Source organism: Dictyobacter sp. Z7_2 (assembly GCF_057551105.1).
Window position 1 is genome coordinate 1,171,337 of the sequence record NZ_BAAJPE010000001.1, and the last position, 16,888, is coordinate 1,188,224.

Sequence of the window (16,888 nt, forward strand, 5' to 3'; positions counted from 1 at the left end):
TATGCGCATGCGAGATTATATTCCGCCCAACCCTCTAATAGGGCATCACTGTTGTAAGGTAGATTTGTGAGCCAGGTAAAAACCTGATGCGCTCGGATCACTGGTTGTGTTGAAAAAATTCCAATGAGTTGAAAGGGATTTTCTGTTCTATGATGACTGCCTCTAAAAATTTCCTACGTTTTGCACGCGCACTGAAATCGCGACCGTACGCGATGATCTGGATCGGGCAGAGTCTCTCTGGACTGGGTGATAGTATCTTTTACATCGCTCTGGCCTGGCAAGTACTTCTGATGACTGGATCAGGAACGGCGATGGGTCTTGTCCTGATCGCCTCGACCATCCCGCGCCTGATCTTTATGCTTATCGGTGGTGTGGCAGCTGATCGTTTGCCACGTCGACTGATTATTCTCTGGTCCGATGGCGGCCGTGGAGTAGTTGTGCTGCTCATCAGCATCCTGGGTTTTACGGGTCGGCTACAATTCTGGCATCTTGTGCTTCAGGCGCTGATCTTTGGCCTGGTGGATGGTTTCTTTACGCCGGCAATTATGGCGATCACCCCTGATCTGGTAGAGCAGGATGACCTGCCTTCCGCCAATGCCCTGACTTCTTTCAGCCAAACATTGATGCAGTTAATCGGCCCGGTCCTGGGAGCCGCTCTGATCGCCTTGATCAGCTCGATCGGCGTCTTTGCTCTGGATAGTTTGAGCTTCTTGCTATCTGTGGGCTTCCTGCTATCCGTGCAGATTTCCGAACGACATGTGCAATTCGTCGGTTCGCGACAGCGTGGTCCAGCCAGCGTTATCGCAGACGTACAGGAAGGACTCATCTATATCAAGAGCTCACGCTGGCTCTGGATAAGTATCCTATGTCTTTCGATAGGCAGCCTGGGGATGGCTGGTCCACTTACGGTCGCAGCGCCCAAGCTGATTCATGACGTTTATGGACAGGGGGCATGGTTACTTGGACTAATTAGCTCTGCGGTGGCTATTGGCTCGCTGGCAGGCTTGCTGCTCGTCGGTCAGACAAAACGCTTAAAGAGGCGCGGCTTCATCTCGTATCTTTCTCTCATCCCGGCTGGATTGGGCCTGATTCTATTTGGGCTCCCCTGGTCGCAGACAGCTTTTTTTGTGGTCGGACCTCTGGCGAGCGCCATGTTTGGTTTTAGTGGCGCGTTCTTCAATACCAACTGGTTTACCATGTTACAGGAACTCATTCCAGCCGACAAACTGGGACGCGTCATTAGCCTGAGTATGCTCGGATCGTTTCTCTCGATCCCCATCTCTCAAGCCCTCGGCGGCGTACTCACAGATCAACTGGGACCGGCGCGAGTCTTTATTCTGGGTGGCTTGCTGGCCCTCTCTGCCAACTCCCTCCCACTCCTCGTACGGGAGGTGCGAAAAATGGCATAATACTAATGTAGGAGGTCTGCTTTGTTTATTATTCCTGATAACTTTGCCGCATTTATGCTTGAGCTCTCTGGTGAAGAGGGACGTGCCTGGCTCGATCGTTTGCCAGCGATTCTCAGTACCTGTGAGCAGCGCTGGGATCTCACCATCGGTGCACCCTTTGCTAACCTATCATTCAACTACGTCGCGCCAGCGGTTCGCGCCGATGGCACCCATGTGATTATAAAAACGGGGCTGACCGATGAGTTCCCTTCTCAGCCGGAGGCGCTGAAGCATTTTGCCGGACATGGTATGGTACAGATGCTGGAATATGATGCGCACAATGCTGCGATGCTCTTAGAGCGTTTGCAGCCGGGTAGCTCGCTGCGTACTGTTGAGGATGATGAAGTCGCGATCTCGATCGCGATCGAGCTGATGCGTCAACTCTGGCATCCTCTCCCGCAGCAGCATTATCCCTTTCCGACGATCAATGATTGGGGAAAAGGCTTCGCACGCATACGTACTTTATATGCAGGCGGGACAGGTCCCATCCCGCCCGCGCTCTTCGATAGAGGAGCGAAACTTTACGCCGAACTGAGTACATCCACGGCCGAAGCAGTATTGCTGCATGGCGATCTCCATCAGGATAATATCCTGTCGGCCGAGCGTGAGCCATGGCTGGCGGTCGATCCCAAAGGAGTGATCGGTGAACCTGCGTACGAAACAGGCTCCATCTTGCGCAACTTCTGGCCGGATATTCTATCGGTTGCCAATCCCAAAGCGCTCATGAGACGCCGCATCGACCAGTTCGCGGCCGAATTAGGCTTTGAGCGCGAACGCATCCATGGCTGGGGACTCTCACAAGCCATACTGTCTGTACTGTGGACGATCGAAGACACAGGAAAAATCGATCAGGATAGCTTGTACTTCGTCGATCTATTAAAGTAGAGCATTGCACTCAATCATACAATGCTCTACTTTATTTCTACGACTATCGGCTCAGAGAGCGCTCACCAGGGAATGTTTCCGTCTTCATCCTGAAAGCTTCCTGTTGGACCATCTTCGTCCAGTGTCGCCAGGTATACGATGACCGTTGCTGCCTGCTCCACAGTTCGATAGCCAGTGTTATTATTCAGATCCGTGGCGGTATAGCCAGGATCAGCAGCATTGACCTTGATCGGTGTCTGTGACAACTCTTTGGCAAATTCTACGGTTATTGCATTGACTGCTGCTTTCGAGGATTGGTATGGCATATCCTTAACCTGGAAAAACATGTGATTTCTATCACTGGCCTGAGTAATCGAACCTAATCCACTCGAAACATTCACAACCCGGCCAGCCGGGGATTTGCGTAGCAATGGCAACATCGCTTTGGTAACAGTCACCACGCCAAACACATTGGTGTCATAGATGGCTCTCATGTTCTCCAGGTTCGTCTCATCTGGTGGGCTCACTTTCCCTCCAGCTATTCCTGCATTATTGATCAGGATATCCAGATGTCCAAACATTTCGTTAATAGTTTGAGCAGCTCGTGTAACGCTCTCCTCGTCCGTCACATCGATTTGTATAAAGGTGGCCTGAACAGCGAGATCGGCCAGATTTTGGACTGCCTCTTCACCTCTCGCTGTATCGCGAGCCCCTACGACAACATGGATCCCCTGTTTTCCTAGCTGCCTGGCTGTCTCAAAGCCAATGCCCTTATTCGCGCCAGTAATTAAAGCAAGTGTCTTATCGGACATGTACCTATCTCCTTGATGTCTATTGTTTCTTACTTGTCGACTGCCTCTATGATACAAGAAAACAAGGAGTGGCGTCTGGCGTATTCTTGCTCCTATTTGTTCTAAACGTGCTGATGGCGATACTGCGCAGGAGTGATGCCTCGTCTCTGTTTGAAAACTTTAGAGAAGTGGCTCTGGTTTGGAAACCCAACCGCCAAGGCGATCTGGGCCAGGGGCAGATCAGCGGTTTTTAGTAACTGTTGGGCCGCCTCAATACGTTTGTTCAGCACAAATTGGTGCGGACTTTCGCTAGTGGTCTCTCGAAAAAGGCGTGCAAAGTGATAGGGGCTGAACCCAAGCTGCTGAGCAAGGGCATTGAGGGAGAGATCCTGGTCGAGATAGGTAACAATATACTCAACGATCTGCTTGAGTTGCTGGCGAGAGAGCCTGTGAGAAGTATCTGTAATAGAGAGATTGGTGGTCAGATAGTGCCGCAACAGGTGAACCGCAAACATCTGCGCGGCAGTTTCAGCATAGAGTTTGCCTACCGAACTTGGAACAAGTAGTTCCCGTTGTAGTGCAAGCCCGATCTGGGTCAGTAGAGGGTCCTGAAAACCCCCGCTCTCCGTCAGTTCGATGCGGGCGGGAAGATGATCAGCAAGCTGTTGTGCTGCATGGTGAAGCAAGCTGGTATCCATATAGAGGTTAAGAATGTGTGGATCTTCCACCGAAGTCTTGTGCCAGCGTAGTTCGTAAGGCGCTCCGCCCCCAGGTGTTAAAAACCAGTCCCCTGCATCCACATGCAGGCCTTCCCAGTCCTCTCCAAGATATCTGCTTTCAAACCACAAAGATCCTTGCGTGATCATTACCAGTGAGACATCGGGAACGGCAGGAACAATCATACTCTCCATCTGCCCCGGGCTGCGATACGTTCGCGCTACCACCCCTTCCCATCCTGCCTGAATACTTGAATAAAACGGAGGAAGAGTCTGGATATAAGGATCAAGTTCATAAGCTGATACAGAAGAAGGAATGCGATGTTGCTCAGGCATATATATCCACGCTTTCTTATCGAGAGGACCGAAGATTGCAGCTCATCCAGCTCTTTTTGTGTCTCCTTTTTCCTTGCCCCAGTATATCACAATCCCATAAGTCTCTAAATTATTTCGATATGTTATATTTATAACAGCACATCTCAATACTATTATCACAAGCTGAGCAAGAGCTCGCCTATTTCGTTATCAGCGGATATACTTATTTGCTATTACATTTCATAAAGAGAACGAATTTCTCAAAATGTTAGATGCTAATCAGATGCCAGAGCAATGTGCATGCTGCGGAGCCATGCTTCCAGAAAAGAGAACCTGCCAAACGATGCATGAAGAGCTCTTGAATTTCGAACTCCTCAATGCTATCCCTCATTCACTGCACTTTTTTCATGTAACCTGCTTTCTGATCCAGCATGAGCGCTACAGCGATGAGGCTCTTCGGTGGGCACACTCACTGTTGCGTGCTCACCTTGATGAAGACCTGACAGAGCAGCAACATCTGCATATACTCCGCACAGCAGGGAAAGAGAATGCATCTGGTCCCCGCACGTGGAAATTTCATCGTGCAATCGATGCACCACCATTGCCAAAGATCTCCTGGTCGGTCACCATTGTTGATGTATTTCATGGACTGGACAACGCCCAATTTTACGCAGACAACGTGAAGCAATGGGCTCGTACAACGTCACAAGAAATGACTGCTCTGCTAGATTCCTGGTAACTGATCCGCAATAGACTCTTATACAAGCAAATATTCGTCATTGTTTTTCGCCATTATCCTCTGACGAGAACAGCTTCACAATACTGAACGTAACGCCAGAACTGTGATAAGTCCCGCAAACATGGCAAGCAGGACACGATGGGTTTTCACTGCGATGATGAGTGTGAGAAGCGCCGCACAGGCATTGGCAAAGCTGACGGTAAATACTTCTGGTGCTACCAGAGCAACAAGGATAGTTGCTGGTAGCGTCTGCATACAATTTTTTAGCCATTGAGATAGATGGATGTACTTCATCAACCACATGCCACCGATACGTGTGAAGTAGGTCACGATACCCATTCCCAGAATAGTTAAAAATGAGACCAGGCTAATCTGCATGGCGCATCCCTCCTACAATACTTCCAGCCACTGCTCCCAGCAAGATGTACCACGTTCCGGGAAGCAGGCGTGCTGATACGATCGCAACGATCGCAGCGATTATCCAGGGCCAGAAATCTGCCTTACTTTTCCAGAAACCAGAGAGCAGGGCAATAAAGATGGCCGTGGTCAAAAAATCGAGGCCCCAACGTGCGGGATCAGTGATCTCATTTCCCAGTACACGACCCAGGGCTGTCGAAGCAACCCACGAAACAAGCATCATCAAACCACAGCCAACCAGAAAAGCAGCGTCACGCCTCCCCTGAGTAAACTCGTTTATTGTCAGCGCCCAACTTTCATCGTCCATGAGATAGAGCGCAGGATATAAAAGGAGGGGATGAAGGCGCTTTAACCACGGACTCAGCGTCATTCCCATTAAGAGATGACGAGAATTCACCAGGAAGGTGGTGAAAATAATTGGCACGACTGCCAGAGGTATTCCCCACATGCTCAGCACAATAAATTGCGCCGAACCTGCACTGACGAGCAAACTCGTTAAGATCACTTCAAGAAGGCTCAAGTGTGTCTGCCCTGCCAGTACTCCATAGACAAAGCCGAAGGGAATTCCTCCTGTAGCCAGTGGCAGAGACTTCTTTATTCCATCCAGGAAACCAGCCAGACCAAAGGTCACCTGTTCCGCTTCAAGCATCTCTTCAGACATATGTCTATTCCTCTCTGTTCTTTGTCCTTTATGTAATGCCATCGATTGCCATGATACCATTACATGCGCTACAATAGCAAGCAGAGATGGATATGCACACAGCAGTAGAAAGAGGGTGCTATGGAGATGTATTGGGAAACCCTTATCAACACAGATTGGCATGATTATCGTGGCATTGGACCAGATGAGGATCGGCTTCTACGCCTTCTCAAGCCAGGCTGGAACCTTCTTCTACGCGAGTGGTGGGATATCGAGGAGAAAGAACAGCCGTCACCAGAGGTGGTCGTACAACTACAGGAGTTACGTGCGCTTCTCCAGCAGGCGATTGAGATGATCATGGATGGTGATCAGCCGGATGAGCAGCAGATTATCGCACTGAATGCATATCTGAAGCCAGCACTCTCGCATCTTCAGCTGACACACAACGAGGAGGGCTTTCACCTTCAGCGGATCAATGCGACATCTCACTGGCCATGGCTGCTGGGAAAGATCGCCGCCTCGTTTGCAACCTTGCTTGCTGAGCACGATATCAGGCGCATCAAGCAATGCTCGAATCCAGATTGTCGCTGGATATATTATGATGAAAGTAATAGCAAGAGCCGTCGCTGGTGCGACGATGAGTGTGCCAATATCATGCGCGTGCGTCGTTTTCGCGTACGACATCAGCACACATAAGTACTCAGACGCCGCTACTTTTCTATATCGACAAAGTCGCCGGGCTTGCTCATGTGCTGAAATTTGATGCCGATGGAAGAGAAGTGTCGTTCGTAATTGGCATAGCGTTGCGCCAGGAAGAAGTCTTTGGCGTAGCCATCATGGACCGGGATGATGATATCGGGAGCCATGGTTTGGGCAAATTCAGCAATCGCGACTTCGCTGGTCCAGGGAGCCATACTCGGCACGGCCAGTGTGTGGATGCCTTTTAACGTCGCCAGTTCTGGTGCAAAAGAGTCGCCGGGATTGAGAAAGCTATCGTTCAAAATGTACGCGGTATGCTGTGGCAGCGTGGGAGCTAAGATCGCGGCATGCTCTACGCCGAGGGCACGAATGGTGAAGTTTTTCGTCTGATAGCTTCCTGCTTCGAGCACTTTCACTTCAATCCCTTCTTTCGCCAGCACATCTCGACCCTCCGTATTGGCCACCACCGTTGCCTGACTCCGCTCCAGAATACGCTTGAGCGCCGCAACGTCTACATGATCGGGATGCTGATGCGTGAGAATGATCGTGGAGACATCCTGAAATGTTTCGGGATGAACCTTTCCTTCGATGAACGAAAAAATTCCAGGATCAAACAGAATCTTCTCATCCCCTTCTTCAACTACAAGACACGAATGGATGTATTTGTAAATACGCATAATCTTTTTCTCCAATCTCTGGGTCACTAAAATATTTTCGCTATCTCCAACACGGTGCATTTGCATGAACTGTTTCAGCATTCCTTTTCTATTATATATTTTAGCGAAGCTATGCATCTTGTTCAACTTGATGGCCGACGAGGGTCGCATAGAAGCCTTGCATCCTCATAAGTTCCTGATGGCTACCACGTTCGACGATGCATCCTTTATCCAGCACGATGATCATGTCGGCGTTGCGCACAGTGCTCAGGCGATGCGCGATGATGATCTGAGTGCAGGCCAGGTGTGTCAGGTTCTGCTCGACGATGCGCTCGGTAACAACGTCGAGGGAGCTGGTGGCCTCATCCATGAATAGAATGCGCGGATTGTGGACCAGCGCACGCGCCAGCGCCAGACGTTGTCTCTGTCCGCCTGAGAGAGCGTTTCCACCTTCGGCGACAAAGGTTTCATAGTGCATCGGCATAGCCTCAATGTCCTCGTCGATACAGGCCAGATGAGCCGCCTCGATAACCTGAGGCATGGTAGCATCGGCATGGGCAAAGGCGATATTTTGCCGAATAGAGCCACTAAAAACGCCGGCCTCCTGGATAACAACACCGATCTGCTCTCGCACGGCCTGATAGTTCATCGTTTGCAACGAAATGTTGTCATAGAGGATCTGGCCTGAGGTCGGAGCATGGAGACCAAGCAATAATTTACCCAGCGTACTCTTCCCTGATCCTGTCTGTCCGACAATAGCGATCTTCTGTCCAGACCTGATATCCAGCGAGAGATCTGTCAGAACGTTCGGCAGTTGAGAATTATATTGAAAACTCACATGCTCTATCCGGATATGTCCCGTTAAAACGGGTGGAGTTGCTACCAGATGAAGATCCTGCTCAACCTCCGTTTCGTAGACATCGCCGATACGATCGATATGCGTACGCGCAATCTGGAGTTGCATCATGCTTGCCACTAATGATGTCAGCGGGACCAGAAATATCAGCGCCAGAGAGTTTAATGCCAGCATGGTCCCCAACGCTAAGGTGCCATTGAGCACCTGCAATGCTCCTAGCCAGAGCAGAAAGAGGGGCGCAAGGATGCCTAATAACAACATGACGGTGTTGATCAGAGCTGAAAAGGTGTTTCTCCGATTAGAGATATGCAGCTGCTTATAGAAAAAACCTGACCAATGCTGGAAGGCCTGCGTCTCATAGCCAGACGACTTGACGGTCTCAATGGCAGTAAGCAGTTCGGTGACATATCCCTGCGCCTTTCCTGTGGCCTCAAGCTCAAGTCGGGAGTAACGACGCATGGTGCTATTTGATCCGAGCATCAGAAGAATGCGCAGGCAGGCGATGACCAGAACTAATAATCCGAATGACCAGGATTGCCAGAAGAGGATGATGATATAGACGATCACGGTTCCACCGTCGAGGAGATTTGAGACAAGTTGGGTGCTGATAATCTGACGCACGGTGCTATTGCTGGAGATACGCGTGAGGATGTCACCACTCGACCGTTGCTGAAAAAAGCTCAGTGGCAGATGCAGCAGATGTTCGAAAAAGTTGGGTATCATCTGGGTATCGATGCGATTCTGAAGATAGATCACCAGCAGGGCACGCAAGAGTAAGATCAGGCTTTCGGCGGCGACAAGGACGATCATGCCAAGACCCAATATCGGCATGACACTGGTCAAATGGGCGGGCAAGATCTGATCCACAATCACTGCTGTCAGCAATGGAACGGCGAGTCCCATGATCTGGAGCAGGAGCGACGCCAGGAGGATCTGTACCAGGATACCCGGCACGCGGCGCACATATTGTACTCCATAGGAGCGAAGCGTAAAGGTGCGTTTCTCCGCCTGACGTGAAAAATCTGCCTCAGGTTTCAGCATCAGCAGCACACCAGTAAAGCCATCATCGAACTCCTGCGTTGTCAGGCGCTTGCGCCCAACCGCAGGATCAAGCACATCGGCATAGTGAGAAGTCCACTCCTCCAGCACAACAAAGTGATTGAAATCCCAATGGATAATGGCCGGTAAATGGACCTGACTAAAATCATTCTGCCGCAGAGAAATTGCTCGCACACGCAAACCGTAATCCCGCGCCGCCTGGACAATACTCCGCGCCGACAGGCCATCGCGACCAATATTGTAGCGCCTCCGAATTTCTGCCACCTCGGTCGGACGTCCATAATAGCTCAGCACCATAGCCAGACAGGCCGCACCACACTCAACGCCATTCATCTGTGTCACCAGCGGAACTCTTTTGCGACGGGCACGCCTGACTTTCGTCTTCTGTAGCATCAAGCACCGTATCCTCTCGCCGAATTAATCAAGAAACAGCCGAGCCCCTCCCACCGAAGAGGTCAAGCAAACCGACGTAGCGGCGCGGCTCCGCCGTGCTGTCTGTGACTCGTACGACCATCTTGCCCATAGGGTCCCATTGCGAGACGCTCCCAAGCCGAATCATACGAGTCACAGACAGCACGGCGGAGCCGCGCCGCTACGTCGGTGAGCGTTAACACCTTGAGTAAATGATGTCTCATGTGTAAGAAATATATTAAGAGCCTCCCGTGATGCTATGAAAAAAGGGTAGCAGATCTAGAACACGTTGTGAGCCGGTCTGAATTTGTACTTGCAGAGGGGTTCCATTGGCCACCGCTGTGTCTGGCGGCACCTTGACCAGCATGTTGACCGCTATCGATGGAACCGACACATCTTGTACGGCGTTACAACTCAGATGATATTGTTGCTGGATGCTTCCCGGACTCAGCACAAGGGGGGTAACTTTCGTGATGACACCATCAAAATAGTGTTGCGATGTATCAAACTGTGCCCCGACGTGCATCCCGACGTGCACCTGCGTGCTGTTCCCGGCCGGGACAAATACGACCACATGCTCATCGCTTTGCTGAGGATGGAACGACTGATCACTTGCCATCGCCACCCCCGAACTGGTAATAAACACAGGAATACGCTCCATCCAGGCAAGCAGGCCGCTGAGCAGAATCAGGGCACAAAAAATCCAGCTAAGCAAAAAAATTGGGGGCGAGACTATGTCTGGTAGGAGAGTATCGTCGTTCTTATCCATATAATGCTGTAAAGCATGCTCACGAAACAGTGGGCGATTTTGTTGTTGCGTCATATCAACATCAATTCTAGAGATCCTGGAAAGAAAGAGCATTGTCATCTCTCTTTCCAAGATATCTTCATCGTTCTAACACGGAGCGATGAAAGCTTTCCTGATCACTCTAATCATTATTGCAATGATGATGATGACTGCTGTGATTGTCACAATCATCGTTCCAATCGTCGTTATCACAATTATCATCGTTATCATCATTGTTATCGTTGTTAGAGCATCCACCGGTAATCATTGTCAACTCTTCATCGGTCAGGTCGATCATTACCAATGTATCGTTTTTGTTTATAGGATGGCTTGTTGTGTTCATGTATTTTCTCCTCTTTCTTCAATAGTTTTAACTCATGTTGATTGCATATCAATGTACTGCCGAACAATCAACAGTGAATTATTATCATAAACAAAAATAACTGTCAAGCTCATCTTACATTTATTACAGCAAAGCGCTGAGCTTTGCTGGCACATATTCAATCAATCTACATTCGACAAAACTCAAACGTTCATATTCGACAAAACTCAAACGAAAAGCGTGATAGGCTCAAAAAAAGCTGTAAACGAGCCGTATTTTCCTTGACACGCGTTCGTTTCTGAGGTATAGTATGTCTGTACGGTAAATATCGAACGCGAAAGAATACGAATGATGAGCGATGCAGAGAAAAATAGTACCACCCAGAGACGCCAGGCTGCGCATGCGATGCCGGCAGTTGAGCTTGAAATGGGCATGGCTTATGAGTTTGTCGTAAGCCTGCTGATTTATTTCGAGCATGAATGGTCAGAGAATACGAATGAATACGAAGTAGGGGATAGCTGGTTCGACAATATCCGAACGTCCAATACGAAAGATCTTTTGGAGGGTTTAGAGCGCTTTACCTTGCAATCCAGTCTGGTCAATAGCTGGTCGCATCTACTGGGTCTCGTATATGACGCGCCGCTCCCCAGGGATGTTCCTACGTTCATGAATTATCTAGAGTTACTTGATCCATTGGAACTCTGGCTGTATTGGCTCGGCTATTATCAGCGCGGCCTGCGCAAGATAACGCCGCTGGATATCATTCTCCAGACGGCTGAGAACGACGAGGATGCGCTTCAGCAATTTTTCAAAACAGCCGTACCTGATAATCCAGTTGCCCAGGATCGTATTCGTAAGCTGGTCGCATCTGATGCAAACGAGATGAAGGAGATGCTGATCCAGCTCTTATGGAGATGGTATGAGCATGTATTTCGTCCGCAGGAAGCTGCTATCCAGGAGATGCTTGAGCGTGATCTCGAGGCGAAACACAAGTTGCAAGCCACACTTAGCCCTGAAAAGCTGATAGAGATAGCGACCAACGGCCTGGTTTATGGCCCAGAGGCAGGAGTGCGCAAGATTGTGCTCGTGCCCGCCTACCTGGGCCGACCCTGGAACGAGTCTCCAAACCAACAAGACGTTAAGCTGATGATCTATCCAATCGCCGACGAGGCGGTCATGCCAGATCGCTCAGCGCCGCCCGTACAACTGGTCAGACTTTATCAGGCCCTGGCGGACGAACGTCGGCTACGGATTCTTAAGCTGCTCAAAACGCGCAGTTACTCGTTGCAGGAGATCTCCGATGAGTTCGGCGTAGCAAAATCGACCATGCATCATCACTTAGGACTACTGCGTTCCGCCGGTTTGATCAGGATACGCTCCGACGAAAAACAATATAGTTTACGCCCGGAGATGCTCGCCAGAGTTTCTACACTCCTGGAAGAGTTTCTCAGCGGCTCATAATAGATCATCATTTATCTGATTTTATCAGTACTATAAGAAGTACGAGCACTTATTAAATTATCAAACATTGATACAGGAACGAGGAGAACATCATGTACCCATTCAGTCAATCACTGGCACAGCAACGTCAGAACACTCTCTTACAAGAGGCCGCACATGAGCGCATGGCCAAACATAGCCATCGTCAGACAGCGCTAGAGCCTACACCAGCTGCCACCGTAGCACAAACATCGTTGTCCGACCGCGATTTTGCAGCCATCAGACGCGATCTACGTTCCACACTCTCTGAGTGGTATCCGGAGGTCGGCACAACCAACAGCGAGATGGCAATAGATACCTTTATGCAGCATTTGGAGCAACGTCTGGGAAGCAACGGCGCAAAGATCAAAAGTGCGACCCATTAAAGAGTCTTCTCTTTGAGAGAATGTATCATTTATTACATTTCTCGCACGAAAAACCGCAAATGTAGCACAGGGGTTTTACGCCCCTGTGAGGTGCCATAGCGTCAAAGATCCTCTATTGATCATATTGCCAGGGAGGCGCTGGGAGCTGAACATGGCACATGAGTGGCATGGGCACCTCACAGGGGCGTAAAACCCCTGTGCTACATTTTTATACAAAAGATGTAATTAATGTGTGAATTCGGATGCCAGCCTTCCTCGTGTCAGATGCTCTTGATAGTCTCTGGCGAACTGCATAAATGAGCGCGGGTTCTGACCTGTCAGACGCTTGACTTCTTCGGTGACATCGATGGCATGTCCAGATGAGATGACGGAATATTGCGCAAATATGGCATTAATGCGCCACTCTTCCAATCCTGCCTTTTGGAGATTTTTCCGCATGTCGTCAATCGAGATCGGAACGTCTCGTACCTCGTAGCCCAGGCCCTCTGATAGCCTGGACGCAATCTCCTTAACGGATAACGCTTCAGGTCCTGTGAGATAATAGGTAGCGTTCACATGGTTATCCTCTGTCAATACTGCGGCAGCTACTGCAGCAATATCACGGGCATCGATATAGCTTACGCGTCCATCGCCAGTAACATAGGTAATAAATCCTTTTGAAATCGTGTGAGCAGCTTCTAAGAAATTTTGCATGAAGCCCGAAGGACGCAGAATAGTCCAGTCAATCTTCTTGCTTCTTAAATAGTGATCACCTTCCGTGTTGGCCTTTGCCCATGGCACTTCTGATCCCAGATTGGAATCGGCGGTCGAGATTTTGACAATGTGGCGGATGTGTGTTTCTACCGCTGTATCGATGGCTAGCTTTAGATGCTGCGTTTGCCTGGGTCCAGGCGCGGCTAATAAGAATAATTTTTCACAGCCTTTCATGGCTTGTCTCAGCCTCTCAGGATCTTCAAAATCACCGAGAACCGCATCCAGCCCCATATCAGTGAATTGCTTCAATTGTTCTGTTCTGCGGCACATGGCTCTTGCCTGTACATCTGACTGTCCCAGGTGCTGGCAGAGTTCCTGCCCAATGCCTCCCGTAGCTCCAGTGATAAGAATCATGTACATTGCTCCTTTATTATTCACGCATATACATTAATGTGTGAATCAAATGGGCAGATGCTGACGAAACTGTGGGATAAAAGAAGGTAAAATGGGGAGAAAGACACAAGTAGGACGCGCAATCATAACCATTTGGGCCTCCACAGTTTTTAGACAGAGTACTGCCTTGTTTCTGCTGTGGGTCCCTTCGCTTGCGCGTTGACAGTGGCACTCATCAAGAGATGAGAGTTGGCCGGGCTAACCGAACCGGCCTGCCTTTTTCAGCTATTTTTAGCATAGCATGGTCACAAAAGATCTGTCAAAAGAACGGGACGCAATGACTATTTTTGCGCGGCTAAAAGTGCCGCCATGAGCCCTTGCACAAATTGTACCTCGTCCTGATTGACCGTATGTCCCATGTTAGGATACAAACGTGCAGTGACATTCCCGCCTAACTTTTGCAAGACATCCGCCGAGAATTCAACGCGTGGCCTGGGAATATGGAAATCTCGATCGCTACAGCCAAGAAAGACTGGTGTCTCTGCCAGCGATCCGGGATAATCACGCGGAGTGCCATCGGGACCGATCAGGGCTCCGCTCAAGCCCACCACACCTCCATAACGTCGAGCATTGCGGGCCGCGAACTCCAGCGACAGACAGGCGCCTTGCGAAAAACCGCAGATGACCGTCTGTTCGGCAGCGATGCCAGCGGCGGCCAGTTGATCCAGTAAGCTCGCAATAACGGCTAAACCAGACGACAGGCCAGGCTCATTACTGTCCATTGGAAAAAGGAAGCTGTTTGGATACCATGTATGTCCCGCCGCCTGCGGGGCCAGATAGGTAAAGCCAGGTTGATGAAACTCTCCAGCCAGACCCAACATATCCTCGGCCGACGAGCCACGGCCATGGATCATGATCATAGCCGCCTTCGCACTTTCAATAGGCTCTCCGGCCGCCAGCACAGGCTGTCCTTGATGAGGTCCTTGCACATTGTCCGCTCGATAAAGATTTCCCATACCACTCTCCAAGATACTGTATCGTACCAATGCTATGAATTACTATGCCCTGCATTATTCTCCTCCGGCACCTGGATTGGCAGCAAGACCTCCTCGATCTGTGCACGCTGCGGCTCCAACGTCGGTGGCAGCTTGAGATGCGTCCCCAACTGCTCGACAGACTCGTCGACAGAAAAACCGGGAGGCTCGGTCGCGATCTCAAAAAGGACGCCTCCTGGCTCGTGAAAGTAGATCGAGTGAAAGTATTGCCGATCCAGTACGGGAGTGACGTCGCTGCCGTTGCTGAGCAGATACTGCCGCCAGTCGAGCTGATGCGCATCGTCCTCCGTGCGCCAGGCCACATGATGCACGGTGCCTACTGCTATCCTACCACGCGGCTGATCCGGTTGACTCAAAACATCGACACGCGCACCGAGACCACCTGCACCTGTCTCATATCTAAAACGGTTGCCTTCCTGCTTCACAAGCTGAAAACCAAGCACATCGACCAGCATCGCAGTCGTGCGCTCGTATTGATTCTCCGCCATTGTCACGCTGGCGATGCCTCGAATAGCATACTCCGCCGGGATAGGTCCAGACGTCCAGCCACTACGCGTATCCTCATCCTCGGATGCAATCAGTTCCAACGAGAGTCCATGGGGATCAAGGAATGAAAGCACCTGCTCGTTAAAGCGTGAGATTGGACCGGTAAACTCAACGCCGTATTCGGAGAGACGATCGCTCCAATAAATCAGAGAGGTCGCAGGAACGGAGAAGGAGATATCGACAACTTGTCCAGTTCCCCGACGCCCCTGCGGCGCATTTGGCCAGGGAAAGAATGTGACGATCGTGCCGGGCGTCCCCACCTCGTCGCCGTAGTAGAGATGATAGGTGCCAGGGTCATCGAAGTTGACGGTCTGCTTGACCAATCGCTGCCCCAGCACCTGCGTATAAAATTGAATATTCTCCTGTGGATCTCCTACAATAGCGGTCAGATGATGAAAACCTGCGAGAGTATTGTGGCTCATATATGCCTCCTGGACAATCTCTTCTATCTCAAGTATTTTTCACGCACTCAACATACTGATAGGATATCCACAAGTCACAAAAAAATCAAATCAAAATCGTGCAACTCTTATGAGATAAACTCTTGCGCAAAGCGACGTATCGCAGCCAGATCGGTTGGATCGGCAAAGCGCAGCAGCAGTTCCTGCACGCCGGCCTCCTCAAAAGCCGCAAGACGCTTGCGCAGCGTGTCGGGAGTACCGATCAGCGCCTCATCGCCAGCGAATCTGGCTCTCATCACAGCAGGAATTTTCGCCAGAGCCTGCTCATCGGTATCGCCAATCGAGCAGGTTGTCAGAGTCGTACGACGAATGCTATTGTAATCACGCCCGATCGCTTCGCAGTGCTGCTTGATCACGTCAAACTTATGCCGCAGCGTGGCAAGATCGCCAGTTACGTTACAGGCATCGCCGTATTGCGCCACCAGCTTGAGCGTAACCTTCTCGCCGCCTCCACCGATCAGGAGTGGAATATGCGGCTTCTGCACGCCTTTGGGCTGATTAATGGCACCACGTACCTGATAATATTTCCCCTCAAATTGCGCCTCCTCCTGCGTCCACATTGCCCGGATCACCTGGACGGCCTCGCGCAGCTGCCGGAGCCGCTCTGGAGCATCGGGATACTCATAGCCATAAGCGCGATATTCGTGCTCATACCAGCCGGCTCCGATGCCAAAGTTGAGCCGCCCATGCGAGAGCACATCAACGGTCGAAGCCATCTTCGCCAGCAGCGCGGAATTGCGATAGCCATTACATGAGACCATCTGCCCGATACGAATGTTCTTCGTATCACGTGCCAGAGCCGCCGTCGTGGTCCAGCACTCAAACGTAACTTCCTGCGATGGCTGCGGGATAGTATGAAAATGATCCACGAGCCATGCCGACGTAAAACCTGCCTCGTCCGCAGTTTGCGCCACACTTGTCATCGTCTCATACGCTTCCACTGGATCTTTGATATGAGCCAGATCCATCACCCAGCCTTGAGGAAGCGAAATACCATATTTCATCGCCATAAATGTAAACCCCTTTTTATAACAACGTTCCTACTAAATTCTATCAGATCAGACGAGGGTCGTGTTTTTTGCCCGGTAAGCTTCCCTGTTACAGAAGCTTGGTGGGTCTCTTTGCTCTGGCTCCTCTTGCTATAGAAAAAACCTC

The 16,888-nt window shown here is 50.4% G+C and carries 19 protein-coding genes; 6 read left to right on the forward strand and 13 right to left on the reverse strand.

Translation table 11 applies throughout. The features are described from left to right. Positions 1 to 149 precede the first annotated feature (149 nt). Together AC27N8_RS04390 and AC27N8_RS04395 are read left to right on the forward strand one after the other, a co-directional pair. Complete coding sequence (locus tag AC27N8_RS04390) at positions 150 to 1,409, forward strand: MFS transporter (protein WP_487064338.1); 1,260 nt, start codon at positions 150 to 152, stop codon at positions 1,407 to 1,409. Between the two features lie 21 nt (positions 1,410 to 1,430). Continuing rightward, positions 1,431 to 2,333, forward strand: coding sequence for an aminoglycoside phosphotransferase family protein (locus AC27N8_RS04395; RefSeq protein ID WP_487064339.1), 903 nt, complete (start codon positions 1,431 to 1,433; stop codon positions 2,331 to 2,333). Between the two features lie 62 nt (positions 2,334 to 2,395). Here the strand turns inward: AC27N8_RS04395 and AC27N8_RS04400 are convergent, their stop codons facing one another. After that, complete coding sequence (locus AC27N8_RS04400) at positions 2,396 to 3,124, reverse strand: SDR family oxidoreductase (RefSeq protein ID WP_487064341.1); 729 nt, start codon at positions 3,122 to 3,124, stop codon at positions 2,396 to 2,398. Positions 3,125 to 3,225: 101 nt separating this feature from the next. Continuing rightward, a complete protein-coding gene (locus tag AC27N8_RS04405) occupies positions 3,226 to 4,155 on the reverse strand; it encodes an AraC family transcriptional regulator (RefSeq protein ID WP_487064343.1) in 930 nt (309 codons plus the stop codon). A gap of 262 nt (positions 4,156 to 4,417) precedes the next feature. On the opposite strand from AC27N8_RS04405, the gene AC27N8_RS04410 reads away from it, so the two are divergent. Next, the gene (locus AC27N8_RS04410) at positions 4,418 to 4,873 is read left to right on the forward strand and encodes a DUF5946 family protein (protein ID WP_487067901.1); all 456 of its coding nucleotides are present in this window, start codon (positions 4,418 to 4,420) and stop codon (positions 4,871 to 4,873) included. A 75-nt stretch (positions 4,874 to 4,948) separates the two neighbouring features. On the opposite strand, the gene AC27N8_RS04415 is transcribed toward AC27N8_RS04410, so the two are convergent. Both AC27N8_RS04415 and AC27N8_RS04420 read right to left on the reverse strand, forming a co-directional pair. Further along, entirely contained in the window at positions 4,949 to 5,251 is a 303-nt protein-coding gene (locus AC27N8_RS04415) for an AzlD family protein (RefSeq protein WP_487064345.1), read from the reverse strand. Then, on the reverse strand, positions 5,241 to 5,951 hold the full coding sequence (locus AC27N8_RS04420; protein ID WP_487064347.1) for an AzlC family ABC transporter permease: 711 nt from the start codon (positions 5,949 to 5,951) through the stop codon (positions 5,241 to 5,243). The genes AC27N8_RS04415 and AC27N8_RS04420 overlap by 11 nt, the downstream gene beginning before the upstream one ends. Before the next feature lie 120 nt (positions 5,952 to 6,071). On the opposite strand from AC27N8_RS04420, the gene AC27N8_RS04425 reads away from it, so the two are divergent. Then, entirely contained in the window at positions 6,072 to 6,626 is a 555-nt protein-coding gene (locus AC27N8_RS04425) for a CGNR zinc finger domain-containing protein (RefSeq protein WP_487064349.1), read from the forward strand. A gap of 14 nt (positions 6,627 to 6,640) precedes the next feature. Here the strand turns inward: AC27N8_RS04425 and AC27N8_RS04430 are convergent, their stop codons facing one another. The 5 genes from AC27N8_RS04430 to AC27N8_RS04450 all read right to left on the reverse strand — a co-directional run bounded on the left by AC27N8_RS04430 (position 6,641) and on the right by AC27N8_RS04450 (position 10,741). Continuing rightward, positions 6,641 to 7,306 carry an MBL fold metallo-hydrolase gene (locus AC27N8_RS04430; RefSeq protein ID WP_487064351.1) on the reverse strand — a complete coding sequence of 222 codons (666 nt, stop codon included), beginning with the start codon at positions 7,304 to 7,306 and terminating at the stop codon, positions 6,641 to 6,643. A gap of 109 nt (positions 7,307 to 7,415) precedes the next feature. After that, positions 7,416 to 9,593: a peptidase domain-containing ABC transporter gene (locus tag AC27N8_RS04435; RefSeq protein ID WP_487064353.1), complete on the reverse strand. Its 2,178-nt coding sequence runs from the start codon at positions 9,591 to 9,593 to the stop codon at positions 7,416 to 7,418. 62 nt (positions 9,594 to 9,655) lie between these two features. Continuing rightward, positions 9,656 to 9,835: a hypothetical protein gene (locus AC27N8_RS04440; protein ID WP_487064355.1), complete on the reverse strand. Its 180-nt coding sequence runs from the start codon at positions 9,833 to 9,835 to the stop codon at positions 9,656 to 9,658. A gap of 14 nt (positions 9,836 to 9,849) precedes the next feature. Beyond that, positions 9,850 to 10,434, reverse strand: coding sequence for a hypothetical protein (locus tag AC27N8_RS04445; protein WP_487064357.1), 585 nt, complete (start codon positions 10,432 to 10,434; stop codon positions 9,850 to 9,852). A 106-nt stretch (positions 10,435 to 10,540) separates the two neighbouring features. Next, positions 10,541 to 10,741, reverse strand: coding sequence for a hypothetical protein (locus AC27N8_RS04450; protein ID WP_487064359.1), 201 nt, complete (start codon positions 10,739 to 10,741; stop codon positions 10,541 to 10,543). A gap of 327 nt (positions 10,742 to 11,068) precedes the next feature. Here AC27N8_RS04450 and AC27N8_RS04455 point away from each other — a divergent pair, with 327 nt between their 5' ends. Both AC27N8_RS04455 and AC27N8_RS04460 read left to right on the forward strand, forming a co-directional pair. Beyond that, on the forward strand, positions 11,069 to 12,181 hold the full coding sequence (locus tag AC27N8_RS04455; protein WP_487064361.1) for an ArsR/SmtB family transcription factor: 1,113 nt from the start codon (positions 11,069 to 11,071) through the stop codon (positions 12,179 to 12,181). Between the two features lie 92 nt (positions 12,182 to 12,273). Continuing rightward, positions 12,274 to 12,585 carry a hypothetical protein gene (locus AC27N8_RS04460; protein WP_487064363.1) on the forward strand — a complete coding sequence of 104 codons (312 nt, stop codon included), beginning with the start codon at positions 12,274 to 12,276 and terminating at the stop codon, positions 12,583 to 12,585. Between the two features lie 225 nt (positions 12,586 to 12,810). On the opposite strand, the gene AC27N8_RS04465 is transcribed toward AC27N8_RS04460, so the two are convergent. From AC27N8_RS04465 to AC27N8_RS04480, 4 genes are all read right to left on the reverse strand, one after another. Then, the gene (locus AC27N8_RS04465) at positions 12,811 to 13,692 is read right to left on the reverse strand and encodes an SDR family oxidoreductase (protein WP_487064365.1); all 882 of its coding nucleotides are present in this window, start codon (positions 13,690 to 13,692) and stop codon (positions 12,811 to 12,813) included. A 320-nt stretch (positions 13,693 to 14,012) separates the two neighbouring features. Beyond that, a complete protein-coding gene (locus AC27N8_RS04470; RefSeq protein WP_487064367.1) occupies positions 14,013 to 14,687 on the reverse strand; it encodes an alpha/beta hydrolase in 675 nt (224 codons plus the stop codon). 32 nt (positions 14,688 to 14,719) lie between these two features. After that, positions 14,720 to 15,694, reverse strand: coding sequence for a ring-cleaving dioxygenase (locus tag AC27N8_RS04475; protein WP_487064369.1), 975 nt, complete (start codon positions 15,692 to 15,694; stop codon positions 14,720 to 14,722). 107 nt (positions 15,695 to 15,801) lie between these two features. Then, complete coding sequence (locus AC27N8_RS04480; protein WP_487064371.1) at positions 15,802 to 16,743, reverse strand: LLM class F420-dependent oxidoreductase; 942 nt, start codon at positions 16,741 to 16,743, stop codon at positions 15,802 to 15,804. Between the last annotated feature and the right edge of the window lie 145 nt (positions 16,744 to 16,888).

What these genes read in the sequence shown, in the direction of transcription:
- AC27N8_RS04390 (WP_487064338.1), top strand. Translation starts at nt 150, where the DNA reads ATGATGACTGCCTCTAAAAATTTCCTACGTTTTGCACGCGCACTGAAA.
- AC27N8_RS04400 (WP_487064341.1), bottom strand. Translation starts at nt 3,124, where the DNA reads ATGTCCGATAAGACACTTGCTTTAATTACTGGCGCGAATAAGGGCATT.
- AC27N8_RS04405 (WP_487064343.1), bottom strand. Translation starts at nt 4,155, where the DNA reads ATGCCTGAGCAACATCGCATTCCTTCTTCTGTATCAGCTTATGAACTT.
- AC27N8_RS04410 (WP_487067901.1), top strand. Translation starts at nt 4,418, where the DNA reads ATGCCAGAGCAATGTGCATGCTGCGGAGCCATGCTTCCAGAAAAGAGA.
- AC27N8_RS04415 (WP_487064345.1), bottom strand. Translation starts at nt 5,251, where the DNA reads ATGCAGATTAGCCTGGTCTCATTTTTAACTATTCTGGGAATGGGTATC.
- AC27N8_RS04420 (WP_487064347.1), bottom strand. Translation starts at nt 5,951, where the DNA reads ATGTCTGAAGAGATGCTTGAAGCGGAACAGGTGACCTTTGGTCTGGCT.
- AC27N8_RS04425 (WP_487064349.1), top strand. Translation starts at nt 6,072, where the DNA reads ATGGAGATGTATTGGGAAACCCTTATCAACACAGATTGGCATGATTAT.
- AC27N8_RS04430 (WP_487064351.1), bottom strand. Translation starts at nt 7,306, where the DNA reads ATGCGTATTTACAAATACATCCATTCGTGTCTTGTAGTTGAAGAAGGG.
- AC27N8_RS04435 (WP_487064353.1), bottom strand. Translation starts at nt 9,593, where the DNA reads ATGCTACAGAAGACGAAAGTCAGGCGTGCCCGTCGCAAAAGAGTTCCG.
- AC27N8_RS04440 (WP_487064355.1), bottom strand. Translation starts at nt 9,835, where the DNA reads ATGAGACATCATTTACTCAAGGTGTTAACGCTCACCGACGTAGCGGCG.
- AC27N8_RS04445 (WP_487064357.1), bottom strand. Translation starts at nt 10,434, where the DNA reads ATGACGCAACAACAAAATCGCCCACTGTTTCGTGAGCATGCTTTACAG.
- AC27N8_RS04450 (WP_487064359.1), bottom strand. Translation starts at nt 10,741, where the DNA reads ATGAACACAACAAGCCATCCTATAAACAAAAACGATACATTGGTAATG.
- AC27N8_RS04455 (WP_487064361.1), top strand. Translation starts at nt 11,069, where the DNA reads ATGATGAGCGATGCAGAGAAAAATAGTACCACCCAGAGACGCCAGGCT.
- AC27N8_RS04460 (WP_487064363.1), top strand. Translation starts at nt 12,274, where the DNA reads ATGTACCCATTCAGTCAATCACTGGCACAGCAACGTCAGAACACTCTC.
- AC27N8_RS04465 (WP_487064365.1), bottom strand. Translation starts at nt 13,692, where the DNA reads ATGATTCTTATCACTGGAGCTACGGGAGGCATTGGGCAGGAACTCTGC.
- AC27N8_RS04470 (WP_487064367.1), bottom strand. Translation starts at nt 14,687, where the DNA reads ATGGGAAATCTTTATCGAGCGGACAATGTGCAAGGACCTCATCAAGGA.
- AC27N8_RS04475 (WP_487064369.1), bottom strand. Translation starts at nt 15,694, where the DNA reads ATGAGCCACAATACTCTCGCAGGTTTTCATCATCTGACCGCTATTGTA.
- AC27N8_RS04480 (WP_487064371.1), bottom strand. Translation starts at nt 16,743, where the DNA reads ATGGCGATGAAATATGGTATTTCGCTTCCTCAAGGCTGGGTGATGGAT.